19 protein-coding genes and 1 tRNA gene are annotated in these 14,229 nt (G+C 37.8%); 2 read left to right on the top strand and 18 right to left on the bottom strand.

What is annotated here, in order from left to right; genetic code table 11:
• Positions 1-34: 34 nt before the first annotated feature.
• The 13 genes from GVV19_RS09435 to pyrR all read right to left on the bottom strand — a co-directional run bounded on the left by GVV19_RS09435 (position 35) and on the right by pyrR (position 9,951).
• On the bottom strand, positions 35-616 hold the full coding sequence (locus GVV19_RS09435) for an ECF transporter S component (RefSeq protein WP_159647236.1): 582 nt from the start codon (positions 614-616) through the stop codon (positions 35-37).
• A complete protein-coding gene (locus GVV19_RS09430; RefSeq protein WP_159647234.1) occupies positions 603-1,343 on the bottom strand; it encodes a type III pantothenate kinase in 741 nt (246 codons plus the stop codon). Before GVV19_RS09430 ends, GVV19_RS09435 begins: the two co-directional genes overlap by 14 nt.
• Positions 1,340-1,885, bottom strand: a complete 546-nt coding sequence (locus tag GVV19_RS09425) for a flavoprotein (protein WP_159647232.1) — start codon at positions 1,883-1,885, stop codon at positions 1,340-1,342. The genes GVV19_RS09430 and GVV19_RS09425 overlap by 4 nt, the downstream gene beginning before the upstream one ends.
• Entirely contained in the window at positions 1,867-2,556 is a 690-nt protein-coding gene (locus GVV19_RS09420; RefSeq protein WP_159647230.1) for a phosphopantothenoylcysteine decarboxylase domain-containing protein, read from the bottom strand. Before GVV19_RS09420 ends, GVV19_RS09425 begins: the two co-directional genes overlap by 19 nt.
• An 81-nt stretch (positions 2,557-2,637) precedes the next feature.
• Positions 2,638-3,366 (bottom strand): tRNA (guanosine(37)-N1)-methyltransferase TrmD, encoded by a 729-nt coding sequence (gene trmD, locus GVV19_RS09415; RefSeq protein ID WP_159647228.1) that lies wholly within the window; start codon positions 3,364-3,366, stop codon positions 2,638-2,640.
• A complete protein-coding gene (gene rimM / locus GVV19_RS09410; protein WP_159647226.1) occupies positions 3,366-3,863 on the bottom strand; it encodes a ribosome maturation factor RimM in 498 nt (165 codons plus the stop codon). The genes trmD and rimM overlap by 1 nt, the downstream gene beginning before the upstream one ends.
• 37 nt (positions 3,864-3,900) lie before the next feature.
• A complete protein-coding gene (locus tag GVV19_RS09405) occupies positions 3,901-4,149 on the bottom strand; it encodes a KH domain-containing protein (RefSeq protein WP_159637838.1) in 249 nt (82 codons plus the stop codon).
• A gap of 2 nt (positions 4,150-4,151) precedes the next feature.
• The gene (gene rpsP, locus GVV19_RS09400; protein WP_159637840.1) at positions 4,152-4,424 is read right to left on the bottom strand and encodes a 30S ribosomal protein S16; all 273 of its coding nucleotides are present in this window, start codon (positions 4,422-4,424) and stop codon (positions 4,152-4,154) included.
• A 283-nt stretch (positions 4,425-4,707) separates the two neighbouring features.
• The gene (locus GVV19_RS09395) at positions 4,708-5,466 is read right to left on the bottom strand and encodes a hypothetical protein (protein WP_159647224.1); all 759 of its coding nucleotides are present in this window, start codon (positions 5,464-5,466) and stop codon (positions 4,708-4,710) included.
• A 75-nt stretch (positions 5,467-5,541) separates the two neighbouring features.
• Positions 5,542-6,342: a DUF2785 domain-containing protein gene (locus GVV19_RS09390; RefSeq protein ID WP_159641518.1), complete on the bottom strand. Its 801-nt coding sequence runs from the start codon at positions 6,340-6,342 to the stop codon at positions 5,542-5,544.
• A 141-nt stretch (positions 6,343-6,483) separates the two neighbouring features.
• Positions 6,484-7,425, bottom strand: coding sequence for a 3'-5' exoribonuclease YhaM family protein (locus GVV19_RS09385; RefSeq protein ID WP_236261713.1), 942 nt, complete (start codon positions 7,423-7,425; stop codon positions 6,484-6,486).
• A complete protein-coding gene (locus GVV19_RS09380) occupies positions 7,412-9,394 on the bottom strand; it encodes a glycosyltransferase (RefSeq protein WP_159647222.1) in 1,983 nt (660 codons plus the stop codon). The genes GVV19_RS09385 and GVV19_RS09380 overlap by 14 nt, the downstream gene beginning before the upstream one ends.
• A 50-nt stretch (positions 9,395-9,444) precedes the next feature.
• Entirely contained in the window at positions 9,445-9,951 is a 507-nt protein-coding gene (pyrR, locus tag GVV19_RS09375; protein WP_159637848.1) for a bifunctional pyr operon transcriptional regulator/uracil phosphoribosyltransferase PyrR, read from the bottom strand.
• Between the two features lie 79 nt (positions 9,952-10,030).
• Between pyrR and GVV19_RS09370 the strand changes: the two genes are divergently transcribed.
• A tRNA-Trp gene (locus GVV19_RS09370) sits at positions 10,031-10,104 on the top strand.
• Positions 10,105-10,402: 298 nt separating this feature from the next.
• Here GVV19_RS09370 and GVV19_RS10960 read toward each other — a convergent pair.
• Both GVV19_RS10960 and GVV19_RS09360 read right to left on the bottom strand, forming a co-directional pair.
• On the bottom strand, positions 10,403-10,876 hold the full coding sequence (locus GVV19_RS10960; protein WP_407926023.1) for a VanZ family protein: 474 nt from the start codon (positions 10,874-10,876) through the stop codon (positions 10,403-10,405).
• Between the two features lie 313 nt (positions 10,877-11,189).
• The gene (locus GVV19_RS09360; protein WP_159647218.1) at positions 11,190-11,768 is read right to left on the bottom strand and encodes a hypothetical protein; all 579 of its coding nucleotides are present in this window, start codon (positions 11,766-11,768) and stop codon (positions 11,190-11,192) included.
• 231 nt (positions 11,769-11,999) lie between these two features.
• Here GVV19_RS09360 and GVV19_RS09355 point away from each other — a divergent pair, with 231 nt between their 5' ends.
• On the top strand, positions 12,000-12,158 hold the full coding sequence (locus tag GVV19_RS09355) for a hypothetical protein (RefSeq protein ID WP_159641514.1): 159 nt from the start codon (positions 12,000-12,002) through the stop codon (positions 12,156-12,158).
• A gap of 108 nt (positions 12,159-12,266) precedes the next feature.
• Here GVV19_RS09355 and GVV19_RS09350 read toward each other — a convergent pair whose 3' ends face one another.
• The 3 genes from GVV19_RS09350 to GVV19_RS10905 all read right to left on the bottom strand — a co-directional run bounded on the left by GVV19_RS09350 (position 12,267) and on the right by GVV19_RS10905 (position 14,175).
• Complete coding sequence (locus tag GVV19_RS09350) at positions 12,267-13,628, bottom strand: DNA polymerase Y family protein (RefSeq protein WP_159647216.1); 1,362 nt, start codon at positions 13,626-13,628, stop codon at positions 12,267-12,269.
• 15 nt (positions 13,629-13,643) lie between these two features.
• Positions 13,644-13,883, bottom strand: coding sequence for a hypothetical protein (locus GVV19_RS09345; RefSeq protein WP_159647214.1), 240 nt, complete (start codon positions 13,881-13,883; stop codon positions 13,644-13,646).
• 109 nt (positions 13,884-13,992) lie between these two features.
• Positions 13,993-14,175, bottom strand: coding sequence for a GDCCVxC domain-containing (seleno)protein (locus tag GVV19_RS10905; RefSeq protein ID WP_166120222.1), 183 nt, complete (start codon positions 14,173-14,175; stop codon positions 13,993-13,995).
• Between the last annotated feature and the right edge of the window lie 54 nt (positions 14,176-14,229).

Here is a 14,229-nt window from a genome sequence, read left to right as displayed (position 1 = left end):
AAGAAAGTAAAAAAACATGGCAAGTCCATGTTTTTTATTTGTGATCTCGAGGAACACTGTATTTTGTTATAAAGCCGGCTGTAAAAGCTTCGGGTATGGCGTTTGTTAAAAGAAGCGTTCCTAAAAACATAAATAACCCAGAAACGGATACATGCAGTACTTCTTGGAGGACAGGGGCAAAGAAAAGCAACATGCCACCAAAGACTAATGTTGTATGTACCAGTGTAACGCAAACGCCCAACTTAAATCCTTTGAAGCCTTTGTCGTAAAGATACCCTGATAAGAACCCTAATACTATTCGTGGTCCAAAACATATAATTATCGCCCATAACGATCCTTGAGTCGTTCCTGGAAGTGGAATAAATGGTGAAAACATAAAGGACAAAAGAGAAGGTGCCATCGTATTGGTCCAAAGACTCGCAAGTCCAAAGATGAATCCCATAGTCATCCCACCTTTTGTTCCGAGTAAAATCCCGCCCACAATTACAGGAAGATGGATAAAGGTCAAACGGACAGGTCCTACTTGTAGAAACCCTAGGGGTGTCAACGCTAACATCACAAGTAATGCACTCAGTAATGCAAGAGTCGTTAGATTCTTCGTTTTATTCTGCATCATAATTCAATAAACTCCTTAGAATTAAATCATCAATAACTTCAATATTCGCAGTCACTAACGAATGTATAGATTTATAACCACCACCCGTTGCAACTACGTTTAACGGCATGAAGCGTGTAGCCATTGTCGTAATGAGTGAATTTACATAACTAGCAATCATAAAAGCAGTTCCTGATTGCATCGCTGACTGTGTCGTATCACCAAGCCAATCATGGGGTGTACATTCCGGAAGCAATTCCGGTAATGCCGCTGTACTAATATGCATAGCATCGAGCATCGCTTGATGTCCAGGAACTATGGTTCCGCCAACAAAGACTCCTGTTTTATCAACAACGTTGACAGTCATCGCTGTACCAAAATCGATGACCATTGCTGCATCTTCAGTTGTCCGATAAACCTCATGAACAATGAGAGCTCGATCAATCCCAAGACCTTCATACGCGGTGAAATCGACCTTTTGTAAATCATTAAGTCTAACCTGTTCAACTGCACTTAGATAAAACATTTCCAACAAATGAATTTGGTGGTCTGTGCGTGAGGGAACTACTGATGCTATTTTGATTGTGTCAAATCGAGTCAAAAAATTCGTAGTTGAATCCGTAATCGCTCGATTCACTGTTTCGACCGTCTCTAAGTTCGCAATTTTAAATTGTTTTAGGATTCCATTATGCATAAATCCCCATCGGGTATGGGTATTACCAATACTAATGACAAGACGATTCATCATTGTAAATTCTCGAGGACTGTTTGCACAATCACATCTACATCTGCTAACGCACCTTTACCCACATCACCACACGCCAATAAAGATGTTCGTGGATCAATTTCAAGCCATCCTAACGCTTTAAGTTGTTGCAAGTTTTTTTGAACAACGGGGTTTCCGTACATATTTTGATTCATGGCCGGCGCTATTATTTTCTTCACCTTGGTATCAAGTGCTAAAACAGAAGTGCTAAGCATATCATCAGCGACACCGTTTGCTAATTTTCCAATTATATTGGCGGTGGCTGGTGCAATAATCAATAAATCCGCTTTTTTGGTAATATCTATGTGAGCAATTTCGGTCGCAATTTTTTCTTCCAGTACATTAAAGTGAACTGGATTTTTCGATAGTGTCTGCAATGTTAACGGCGTTATAAAAGCTTGGGCTGCCTGTGTCATCATGACATGAACATCAACATTACTATTGTTTAAACGATTTACAATATCTGCTGCTTTGTATGCCGCAATACTTCCACTGACACCTAAAATCACTGTTTTTTTATCCATAAATTTTGAACCTCCTGGAGAATCCCTTGTGCTAGGGTTTCTTTTGTTTCGTACTGTTTCATAATTCCTTTTTCGTCTACAATGTAGCCGCGATGCAGGTCCCCTGAAATATCTGTTGCATCGTTTGCAACCACAAAACTACAATCATTTTTGATCATTAAGTTTTGGGCAACGCGAACTAATGTATCAACTGACACCTGACTTAATAGTTTAAATCCTACGAGATGGGTCTCTGGCTGTTTTTTCTTAATATAACCAATTACCTTGGGTGATGGTTCGAGCAAAATGGCAAGGTGATCATTGGATGACGGAAGCTTTTGATGGGCATCTTTAGCAACAATTTCAGTTAGATTACTTCCTTGATACTGAGCTGTTGCCGCAACACGATAATCACTAATTGCCATCGAATGAATAATAGCATCATAGTGATAGCGCGACATCAACTGATCTAACACTCCCAATACTGAATCAACACCTGTCGTCACGTAATGCTTGACTGGTTGAGAGGGTTGGCACGCATTGGCTCCTGAAACATAATGAACTTCAATCCCTTGCGTCACAGCAAAATCGGCAATATAACTCCCTAATTTACCTGTCGCATTATTTGTGATTGATCGTACTGCATCAATGGGCTCCGATGTTGCTCCAGCAGTTATTAGAATTCGTTTCATCCTGTCACCTCTTTCGTATGGTTAATTATCGCTTTTCACTTCATGTGTGTCAACGAATTAACAAAAAGAGTAAACGATTGTTTACTCCCCCTGATTTTCTTGTGCAATTTCTTCCATCAATGTTTGTTCTAACTTTGAAAATTCACGATTTTCTAATAAATCAGGACGAACACGTTGTGTTTTTCGTAAAGACTCTTTGAGACGGAATCGTTTGATATTCTCATGGTGCCCACTAACAAGTACATCCGGTACTTCATGGCCATCATAGACACGAGGACGGGTGTAATGTGGATATTCTAGCAATCCATCACTGAAGGAGTCATCTTCATGAGACTCTTGTGTGATAACGCCGTCAACGAGGCGAATAACGGCATCTGAGATTACCATTGCAGCGGCTTCTCCACCCGTTAATACATAATCACCAATCGACATTTCCATATCCACATACATTCGAATCCGTTCATCAAAACCTTCATAGTGGCCACAAACAAGTACAAGATGCTCATGTTTGCTTAAATCATACGCTAAGGATTGTTTCAACGTCTTACCTTGTGGCGTCATCATAATTACTAATGATTTTTCTGTGCGTGTTGCTTTAATTGCATCGATAACAGGTTGGCACATTAAAACAAGACCAGCACCACCACCATAGGGATAATCATCGACCCGATTGTGACGGTCTTCTGTAAATGAACGCATATCGACAACTTCATACTCGACGATTCCTTTTAGAATCGCTTTATTGATAATTGATGATGTTTTGAAACCAGTAAACATATCTGGAAAAAGCGTAATAACACTAATCTTCATTACAATCCCTCCATCCAATTGATATCAATGCGTTTTTCACTAATATCAACTGAAGCAATAAAACGTTCTACAAACGGAACTAAAATATCGCGCTCTTCCCCTTCAATACGCATGACTGGGTGCGCAGGAGTTTCAACAATTTCAGTAACAGTGCCGATGTGTTCATTATCGCGATACACACCACACCCTACTAAGTCGACAAAATAGTATTCATCTTCGGGCAATTCATGCATTTCATCACGCGGTACAAAGAGTTCGCCTTTGTGAAAAAATTCAACATCATTCAAGGAATTAAGTCCTTCAAATTTAATGAGAACTGATCCTTTATGCATGCGCATTGTTTCAATCACAAGCTCTGTTGTTTTACCGTTTAATTGAAATTGAACGACTTGTCCTTTTTTAAATCGTTCTTTAATAAAGTCAGTTTTAGGAAAAATTTTTAATTCTCCACGGACTCCGTGTGGCTTTTGGACAATACCAATACTTATTAATGACATATTTACCTCCAAAAAAGGGATGTACTTAAGTACATCCCTAATATGATTCAAATTTAATTGAAATTCTTTGATCAAGGACGCGTGAACCAATTGACATTGTTTGTCGAATTGCATGGGCCATGACGCCTTGACGGCCGATTAAACGTGCAATATCTGAACTTTCAGCATAAATTGCAAGAATAATCTCATTCTCATCCAAACTCGGTAACCTTTTGACACTCAAACTCTTTTCGTCTTCCACTAATGGCAACACTAAATCATATAGAATATCTTCAACCGGTCTCATAATTATTTCGCTAATTTTGATTCATGAAAACGAGTCATGATACCTTCTTTTGAAAGAATGCTACGAACTGTATCTGAAGGTTGAGCACCGACTGATAACCATTTCATTGCTAAAGCTTCGTCAACTTTAACTTCTGCTGGTGATTGTGTTGGGTCATAGTATCCTACGATTTCGATGAAACGTCCATCACGTGGTGCACGTGAATCAGCTGCAACGATACGGTAGAAAGGTTTTTGTTTTGATCCCATTCTTCTTAAACGTAATTTAACTGCCATTATAAAAGCCTCCTAAATGTAATTTACTTTATGAGTATAGCATTCGCCATTAGAGGTGTCAAGTCTTTTTACTTAACAGTTTGAAAAAATGTGACACGTCTATTTAATCTAATTTGATTTAATAACTCCCCATAAGTTTCGTTGCTTCTAAATATTTAGTATCAACTGTTCCAGACGATAGAATTGAAGGCAATATACAAACGTAATGAATCCATTCGTTACTTACGAAGGCTTCTTGAGCCAAGCTTGTCGTCCTAGGATCATTTCGTTAGTCCCATGCAGTTTAACCCAGCAATTTCATTACTGATTCCGTTTCCTCAGGATACTTTGACACTAGTCTTTTTTTCCCCAAGTTCGATTTGATAATTTTCTTGATAACTTTATTATCACTTTGAGCATACTTCGATAATAACTCAAAACCCTGTTTAGGATTTACTGCTACAAAGACACTGATTGCATACGCAAGGCCTTTTTCTAAAACTTTGAAGTCCTCATCTTTATAAAGACTTGGTTCTAATGTGCATATTTCCGCTAATAGACAATTCGAAACGACCAATGAATAGTCACACAATACTTGGCTTTCTAACAATTGATAATCAGCCAACGTCGCGACGACCGCTCTTTTCTGTGAAAAAGTACCTGTCTTCAAATATGCATTGAATGTATCTATAAGCAGTGCCTCATTGCACATTCCTATCCTCTGAAATGCCATGGCCACCGCTTCTTTAATACGCCATGAACCGTTTGCAGACTCTGACAACACGTTCAAGACTACAATTTTTTCATCGCTGCTCAGTCTTTCAAAAATACTCCCCAATGTAATTAATTTGCACATTACAACAAAAACCTCTGGTGCATTAGCATCCTTGTGATTCAATGTCAGTGCACTCAAGTAAGCAAAATTATAGTCGTTATTCATATAATAGTCGGCAACTTGATTGGCGAGTGTTAAATTTGCCATTCTTCCCGGTAGGTTAGAATTTGCAAGTAAAAATCTGGTAATTTTAGAATAATCATTGGTAGCTAAAATAGCATCAATCATTGCGTAGTACCCCTACTTTTTTCAATTGATTAGTTATGTCTTTCGCTGATTTCATATGCGCTCGAAAAGAGACGCTTAAAATGATCGATATCGTTTATAAAATAAATTTAAAGACATTTTAATTGCACGTTCCGTTTTTTCACCCAAAACATTTTCATTCATCAATGTAAAGTTCAATGCGAGTAAATAATTTTTCCAACAGACTTCATACTGTTGCAAATCATCAAGATGACGCGAATTGTTCCCTAACCATTCCGCAAATACGGCATCATTTAATTTTCCGTACACTCTCATGTTTGTGCTTGCCTTTGCAAGTCGTCCCTCTTCTCCATATAGGAACCCACCTACATCCACCAATGCGCGGCGTGTTGCTTCCAAACACTGAACGACTTCAATTTCTTGAAAGTAAACAGAGCGCGATGCGCTTGCAATTAGATCTGCACCATGGGCAAATGCATGTGCCCATCCTTTTTCTTCAATAAAGCCCCGATTGTCATTTTCGACTCTAAAATATCGTACAGCATCCATCACTAACGCTTTTTCATCCTTGGACGCAATCCATGGGTTCTTATAATGGTCTTCCAATAATATCACCATAAGTAATGATGTAAAACTCCGTGCGAAGACACTATCCGAGGTTGGCCCATCAATATTTAGAAATAGCTTGTTTTCGGTGAGTACATTATTCAAGATCAAGTTTTTTTGCGCAAGATTAAGGCGTTCTGTTTCAAACAAATTACAAAAACCCAAATAGATTGTATTATCACGCAAAACCGGATCTACTGATCCAATTTCAGTTAACATCAATGTGATAATTTCATCTGAAATGGGTGTGTCATTTTGAATGGCACTATTGATTTTATTTATGATAGTCATAGTCTCTCCCTTTATGCTATAACCATAATACAAATCTTTAAAAACATAAAGCATGTTTGCGAAACTTTTGCACGTTTAGGACAATCTTCTGTCGATTACCTAAAAAAGAACACTTATCGTTTAACAATAAGTGTTCTGAAATTATTTAATCCCTTTTGCTTTATAGAAATTGCGATTGTCTAGTGCGAACATTCGGGGACTGAATTCTCCCTCTGGAAGATCATCGTAGAATTTTTCAAACATGTTGGTTCGCGCATCGAGATTATCAATAATATTAAGCATTTCTGCTTCTTTAATCATCGGCATTACCGGTGAACCGTATTCCATTTGACCATGGTGTGACAAAATCATATGACGTAAAATCAATGTTTGTTCTTTATCAGCGTGACCAATACGCTCGGCAATTGCTGTAAAATTTGCATGCATGATTGATATATGACCAAGAAGTCGACCCGCGACAGAATATTCACTGAGCATTGGTGCTGTATACTCTTCAATTTTACCCATATCATGCAAGATAACACCTGCTACAAGCAAATCTCGGTTATAGATTGGATAAAGGTCGCAAATCGCATTCGCCGCTTTAGCCATCCCATACACGTGTGTAGCGAGTCCACCCACAAAATCATGATGATTACGTGTTGCGGCAGGATATTGATAGAACTGATCACCTACTGCTTCTAGGTTTGCAACCACAAGTTCCTTAATGATCGGATCTTCGATTGCAGCTACAAACGTTTCAATCTCTGTTTTTAAGAATGATAAGTCATAGGTACTTGCACTCACGTAGTCGTCCAACGCATATTGCGTTTGATCTTTAAATTCGAGAGTATGGACACGCATCTGTAATGCTTGACGGTATTGATTCACATCACCTTTAACTTCTAGAATAAGTCCGACTTGGACCATTGCTTCAATTTCAGGTTTCAAATCCCATACTTTCCCTTCAATTTCACCCGAGTTATCTTGGAAGGTAATTGACAAATATGGCGCACCACTTTGGGTTACTCCACGTACAAACCGTCCTACTAATAGTGGACCTTCGAACTTTTGTCCATTTTGTAATTCTTTAATTTTCATCATTTCTTTCCTCCATTACTCGGGATACAAGGTCATAATCATATCCTTTTGATAGTGCATGTTTCACAACATGATTCTTAATTTCGCGCTCCGTATCGTAACGTTTTGAGTATCGTGCCCATGCTTTGTCTATAACAAGACGCAGACTACTTATTTCTTCGTCCTCACCATAGAAATCATCAATGCGATTCATAATTTCTTTAATGACGTTGTAGTCATAACCTTGACGCAACAGATGTTGGCTTGCCTTATCAACACGTTGACGCTGCGATCCGTCTTTTAAGGTATTCAAATATGCATTTGCACGTTCGATACCACGTTCTATATAAAGATCTTGGTCTTCGCTTTCAAGCGCTTCTGTTATTTTATCACTCGCAAAACCGCGGCGCTGTAAATCTTCAAAGATTCGATAATTTCCACGATTTTGTTCACGGTGGTAATCAATTTTATCACGGAAATATCGTTCATCATCGATAAAGCGTCGTTTAACGAGCAAATCAACAACAATCTCAATCTGTGTTTCATTTAGATCAAACTTAGAGCGTAGATAATCCGCCATTTCATAGGATGTATAATCCCGAAGTCCAATCCGTTGAAGCGCGATTTGGTAGGCTTCGTATATTTGTTGATCATCTTCCATTTCATTTATTTCGAGACGTGACAATGTATCACCTTCTTTAATTTCACGGCGTTCTTGAATGAATTCATCAATAAGTAGTGTTTCTGTATTTCCTTTAGATTCAATTGTAATTTCACTTTGACCATCACTACGTTCTTCGACTCCAACGACATTATAACGTCCATGGTACATATCGCCTGCACGTCGGTAAACTGCAAGCATATTATCAGCAAAGAGTTTACTATCAAACGTACTTGCTTTCATAAGTGCATTCGTACGGATTCGCTCATGCTCTTGCTCAGATGCTTTGATAAACGCTTCTGCTTTATCAGCAAATGTTGTGGCATCTTCAAACAGGTATCCGGTTTCGTCATCGACGATAATACCGTCTAAAGGACGATCCGGCCGCGCAAAGACACACAGACCACACGCAAGTGCCTCAATATAGGTTAATCCTTGTGTTTCCGTCAATGATGCAGAAATGAAGGCATCAGCAACATGATAGTAGTTGACAACCTCTTCTGATGGAACACGTCCAACAAAAATAACGTTATCTTGAATTCCTAAGTCTTTAGCTTGTTCTTTTAAATCATCATCGGAAGGACCGGCTCCAACTATCATTAAACGAGCATCACAGCCTTCTCGAACAACTAATTCCTTAAAGCTACGTATAACAACATCGATGCTTTTTTCTTTAGCGAGACGCCCAATGTAAACAAACAACGGAATCCCTTGAAGCGCATACGTACTGCGAATGGCTTTAACAGCTTCATCATCACGTTTATCAAAACGTTCCAAGTCGAGTCCTGTTGGAATTACAGCAATTTCTTTTTTGATGTCATAACCCAAGAGCATTTTTTTAGTTTTCTCTGATGGTGCGATAATAATTTGTGCTGTTTTGGTAAACATACGACTCATTTTTGCAACGGCAATCCGAGACAAATGATCCACAGACTTCAAGCCCAACAAGTTAACATAGTGGGTATAGTCCTCATATGTTGTATGATATGTCGAAACAAGGGGTAAACGTAGATTTCGCGCAATAATGCGTGCAAACATCCCTACTCCGAATTCCGAGTGAACATGAATGACATCCAATTCCATTTCTTCAATGACAGCTTGTGCCTGAATATGAATTGGACTGCTGAGAACATAACCATATAAGAACTTGAGTTCAACCCCTGGCAATCTTAAAACATTATTTTCATAACTTGTTGACACAATAGATGGCTGGTTTGTAATTATAAATACAGTATGGCCTTCTCGTTCAAGTGCATCTTTTAATGTAACAATCGATGTTACGACACCATTTATATCTGGTGTATAGGTATCTGTAAAGAGTCCTATTCTCATAACGTACCTCCTAAAGTTAGATTATGAATAGAAAAGCCCGTTATGGGCTTCTATTGAACTGTAACGCTTTCTTCCCCATCAACTTCGCGAAGTTTAACTTTAACTTTTTCTTCGAGAGCGGTTGGTATATTTTTTCCGACAATATCTGCACGAATTGGTAATTCGCGATGTCCGCGATCAACAAGCACAGCTAATTGAATTTGTTGTGGCCGTCCGTTATAGACAATGCCATCCATTGCCGCACGCACGGTTCTTCCTTTAAATAGCACGTCATCAACAATAACGACAACGCGGTCTTGTACACTGATTGGTAATCGGAATGCTTGATCTTTTGATTTGAGATCATCGCGCCAATAACTAATGTCCAGCGATGCAACTGGGACACTAACTTTTTCTATTTTTTCCATGAGCTTTGCGATCCGGAATGCAAGCGTGGCACCACGCGTTTCAATTCCTAATAAAACGACTTTATCGAGTCCTTTATTCCGTTCTATGATTTCGTGTGTCATCCGAATCAGTGAGCGATTGATAGCACTTTCGTCCATTATTATTTTCATCTTTGCACCTCTTGAAATATTATATCAAAAACAGGTTGTAATTGGTATAAGACTATGATATTATTTGTGAGCAATCGATAGGGGTATAGTTCAATGGTAGAGCAACGGTCTCCAAAACCGTTAATGTGGGTTCGAGTCCTGCTACCCCTGCCATATATAAATAATACGCACTGTATAGTGCGTTTTTTATTGCTTTCATTTATCCGAAACCGCCCAGAAATCTCAACTATTTTCTCACCTAACTCATCGCTATCCCTCGTGTCCCGGTGAGATTGATTTGACAATGATCAATTTGGGTTACAACAGTTTGTTGTAAGAGTAGGAAAACTTTGCATAATGGCTATATTTTTTCAATATGATACTTTTAAAAGAGTTAAACTTCGTGACGTGACTTTACACGAAAAAGACAATAAATCAAAACTTCTATTCTTTTGAATCAAGGTATTCAAAGTCATTTTCTCCTGGTTTGTGTAAGATACACTCTAATTTTGCGATAAATTTTGAATAGCATATAACCAAGAATACCACCAACAATGTTTAAAAACACATCGAGAATATCGATATCTCTTGATGATCCGAGGTATACTCTCATCAATAGTTGTACAAGCTCAATTGACATAGACAACATCGATACCCAGAGAACCGTCCTACAAAACGAAATATGTTTCTTTCCACTCGCAATGAAGAACCCTGCAGGAATAGTCAAAAGTATATTCAATAGATAGTGTTTAAGGTACAGTCTATGCCCATCGCCGATCAAACTAAAAACTACGAACGGGTTATAATTAATCGAACTCCCGTTCGGTTTCGAGAAATTGTATTGTACCATTTCAGGTGTCAGGGGTATCGGATAGATAGTCACTTCTAGTAAAGCGCATATATAAAGAAACTTTAATGACCAGATAAAGCCTTCTTTTGCAGGCATTTTTCTGACTTTAACAACAAACAGTATCAAATATATAAGGGCGTAAATAACTATTCCGCTACTCAGCTCCACAAGTTTATTGGATTGAGCAATAGATCCAAAATAGAAAGTGTTCATTCTGCCTCCATTTTCCATTTCAACAAAATTTATGATGTGTATCCGTGTAGACCATGTTTCGAGGAAGCACGATATCTCACATTTTAAATTGTCATCAAATTTATCCATAAATATGACTTACGTCCTGAACGATTCAGCAAGTCAATATATAAACTCATCTTATGGTCAGCCACGCTTCAAAACATCATAGCAACCACTATGGACTATTGTTAGCGGTTAATTGAAATCCCTTCAGCGCTTTGTAGATACTTATGAATACTAAAATTTGGGCAAGATTTTGGATTATCGTTGCGAATACTTTGAAATTTGGATTTAACTGAGCCACAATCGATACAACAATACCCACCGCAATGGAACCGATGTAAAGCATTTTGAATTTTTCCACAAATAACGAATCACCACCACAGAACAGGAAATAATTCGCAATAAAAAGAAAAATCGCAGCGACAAATGTTAAGATGACGATAAAAATAACTGCGATAGGTGCTACAACACCCAGCAACGTAAGAATAACTACTCCGATAAAGGAGTTAACTGCATATTTATAATATTTAAACGATGCATCTAAATTTTCATTCCCAATTCCAAGTGTTTTAAGTTTAGAGAGCGCATAAACGGTTACCCCAAAACTTATAAGAATCAAAACCGAAACAGTTAGATTTACCCATAAATTTTTAGCACCAAGAATATCACCAAACGATAAAATCCACGGGACAATTAAACTGTACAACAAGTAGCTATAATACTTAATTCGATCTTCATTGATTGTTTTCATAAAAACACCTCCATTTATGTTCAATATATGGGAATACCACTGTTTACACAAGTTTTTGTGATTACGTCGCATGTTTTCTTGCTTAAACCGATACATTTATGGAAAGATGGACCTTATTTCACTTCACAATGTGTCACACGACTTATGAAAATAAGGACAATTGAAATACAATTTGATATGCCAATATCGCGTTTTATTTCATATAATGGGGTAAGAAATGGAGGTTGCTTGATGAATAAGAAAAAGAAACAATACGAACATGATGCAACAATTTTCGGTGTTTGCATTATTCTTGGAATTATTGGAAGTAACTTTATAGAGTATGGTATAGTGAGTATCTTATTAGGAATCGGGATTGGTGCATTTGTTGCTCGCCGACCCATATCTTAAGCCACCCACCGTTAGCCGAGCGTTCTAAATAAAATGTAAAACAGAAAACCGCTTTTTTCGCATGTGGTGTTTCTGTTTTTTTATATGTCCATTCAAGCATTGAAGTTGTTAGTACTCTCCTTTTCCTCTCATAAAATCTACACGGCTTTTCTGATCATACTTCTCCTTTTTACGTAGTATTTTATTATGCAAATCATCAGTGTCTAAGTTGTAATCTTTTTTTCTTCCTGGAAAGACAGAATTGCTGTTTTTAGCATCAAAATTTTCGATATCTTTATTAAGAAGCGACGATGCTCGTTTCACAACATGAAAGCCAAATTTATCCCTCAAAGCGTCAATCGTCTTGTCAACTGTCAAAGATCGCGTTGCATCATTATCCACTGTTTCAAACAAGTTTATTTGTTGTGGAATTGACGTATCATCAATCAGCTTGCTGACATAGACACCAATTGATCGTAAAGGCAACACTGAAAAATCATAATTTTCCTCCAACAAGTCCATAGCAATACGCAATATTTCCGACGAAACATTGGTTGGTTGCATTACTTTACGTTGGCGTGTAAAACTCTTCAAATTAACATCTCTTGGCGCAATCGCGATTACAAGTCCTTTCATCTTTTCATCACGCAGTCGAGATGCCACACTCTCGCAAAGGCGCTGTAAGATGATTTCAGCTTCACGTAAGGAATTAATGTCATGAGGTGGCGTCGTACTATTCCCAATACTCTTTGGCGGGGCAACATACCCATTTGCTTCAACCGTCCCCGCATCATCACCATTTGCATAATGCCACATCTCTAATCCCTTAAGTCCAAATCGTTGATACAACACATCACGCTGTGTTTGAGCTAAATCTCCGATAGTATATATACCAATTTCATGAAGCTTGGGCACGGTTTTATTTCCAATAAATAGTAAATCACCCACAGGTAATGGCCATACAATTTCCTTAAAGTTATACTTGGTTATTATTACCATTCCTGATGGTTTGATTAAGTCACTCCCTAATTTTGCAAAAACTTTATTCCAACTCACACCAACTGAAACAGTCAGTCCATATTCATCTAAAACTCGACGTTGCATTTCATACGCAAGATCGTACGGTTTGCCAAATAAATGGTATGAATCAGTAACATCTATCCATGCTTCATCCAAACCATAAGATTCCACAAGATTCGTATACTCTTTATAGATTTCTTTTACTTTCGTTGTATAGTAAATATACTCTTGATACTGTGCAGGAACAACTTTTAATTGCGGGCATTTTCGATACGCATCTCGGAGCGTTTCAGCTGTTTTTACGCCAAATTCCTTCGCTTTCAGATTTCGCGCAAGAACAATCCCACTTCGAGTTTCCTCGTCACCTCCAACACACATAGGAACGTCACGAAGCTTTGGATTCAACATCTCTTCAATTTGCGCAAAACAATGATTTATGTCAATATGAAAAATAATTCGTTCTTTTTCCATCACTTCTTCCTCCTGCTATGGTTTAGTGCTTTCAATCCACCAACGGTTTTGTTTTACAAATATTCGACGCTCATGTTCTTGAATTATAATACGATACATCAAACCAGACCCTCCAACTTGGGAGTTGGCTTGCCGTACTTCAATAATACGATCAATATCATAATGGTTATTTCCCGTTGATATACTTAACGGAACATAGGTACCGTCTTTTTTTATGATTGAAATAACTTCAATGTTTTTCTTGTAATATTCCATCTTTATCACCTATTTAAAGTATAACAATAGTATCGGACATTTTTAGACGCCTACTATTATTTCATAAGCTTCTTTAGCTGAAAAAAAAGAACCGTATGGGTTCTTTTTTCTATTGCATGGATGGACATTTCACTGTTCCATAAGAACAAAATACACAGCAATCACCGGGTTGTGCTTTAATAACAGTTTCGCATTGACTGCATTTATAAAAGAATTGACACATATCCTCAGGCATAATTTCAGTACTTTTAAAGCCGCAGTATGGACACGTTAAAGTTGATTCCATAATCATATATATTAAACTCCTTTTACTTTTATTATCTTATCACTTTATATTTACACTTGT

The sequence above is a fragment of the Erysipelothrix anatis genome, from assembly GCF_009828745.1.
Taxonomy (GTDB): Bacteria; Bacillota_I; Bacilli_A; order Erysipelotrichales; family Erysipelotrichaceae; genus Erysipelothrix; species Erysipelothrix anatis.
The sequence above is the reverse complement of the archived record's forward strand: the minus strand, read 5'-3'. Positions and strand labels throughout refer to the sequence as shown.

Bases quoted from the DNA above. Each gene is read 5' to 3' on its own strand.
- GVV19_RS09435 (WP_159647236.1), bottom strand. From the start codon at position 616: ATGATGCAGAATAAAACGAAGAATCTAACGACTCTTGCATTACTGAGT.
- GVV19_RS09430 (WP_159647234.1), bottom strand. From the start codon at position 1,343: ATGATGAATCGTCTTGTCATTAGTATTGGTAATACCCATACCCGATGG.
- GVV19_RS09425 (WP_159647232.1), bottom strand. From the start codon at position 1,885: ATGGATAAAAAAACAGTGATTTTAGGTGTCAGTGGAAGTATTGCGGCA.
- GVV19_RS09420 (WP_159647230.1), bottom strand. From the start codon at position 2,556: ATGAAACGAATTCTAATAACTGCTGGAGCAACATCGGAGCCCATTGAT.
- trmD (WP_159647228.1), bottom strand. From the start codon at position 3,366: ATGAAGATTAGTGTTATTACGCTTTTTCCAGATATGTTTACTGGTTTC.
- rimM (WP_159647226.1), bottom strand. From the start codon at position 3,863: ATGTCATTAATAAGTATTGGTATTGTCCAAAAGCCACACGGAGTCCGT.
- GVV19_RS09405 (WP_159637838.1), bottom strand. From the start codon at position 4,149: ATGAGACCGGTTGAAGATATTCTATATGATTTAGTGTTGCCATTAGTG.
- rpsP (WP_159637840.1), bottom strand. From the start codon at position 4,424: ATGGCAGTTAAATTACGTTTAAGAAGAATGGGATCAAAACAAAAACCT.
- GVV19_RS09395 (WP_159647224.1), bottom strand. From the start codon at position 5,466: ATGATTGATGCTATTTTAGCTACCAATGATTATTCTAAAATTACCAGA.
- GVV19_RS09390 (WP_159641518.1), bottom strand. From the start codon at position 6,342: ATGACTATCATAAATAAAATCAATAGTGCCATTCAAAATGACACACCC.
- GVV19_RS09385 (WP_236261713.1), bottom strand. From the start codon at position 7,425: ATGATGAAAATTAAAGAATTACAAAATGGACAAAAGTTCGAAGGTCCA.
- GVV19_RS09380 (WP_159647222.1), bottom strand. From the start codon at position 9,394: ATGAGAATAGGACTCTTTACAGATACCTATACACCAGATATAAATGGT.
- pyrR (WP_159637848.1), bottom strand. From the start codon at position 9,951: ATGAAAATAATAATGGACGAAAGTGCTATCAATCGCTCACTGATTCGG.
- GVV19_RS10960 (WP_407926023.1), bottom strand. From the start codon at position 10,876: ATGCCTGCAAAAGAAGGCTTTATCTGGTCATTAAAGTTTCTTTATATA.
- GVV19_RS09360 (WP_159647218.1), bottom strand. From the start codon at position 11,768: ATGAAAACAATCAATGAAGATCGAATTAAGTATTATAGCTACTTGTTG.
- GVV19_RS09355 (WP_159641514.1), top strand. From the start codon at position 12,000: ATGAATAAGAAAAAGAAACAATACGAACATGATGCAACAATTTTCGGT.
- GVV19_RS09350 (WP_159647216.1), bottom strand. From the start codon at position 13,628: ATGGAAAAAGAACGAATTATTTTTCATATTGACATAAATCATTGTTTT.
- GVV19_RS09345 (WP_159647214.1), bottom strand. From the start codon at position 13,883: ATGGAATATTACAAGAAAAACATTGAAGTTATTTCAATCATAAAAAAA.
- GVV19_RS10905 (WP_166120222.1), bottom strand. From the start codon at position 14,175: ATGATTATGGAATCAACTTTAACGTGTCCATACTGCGGCTTTAAAAGT.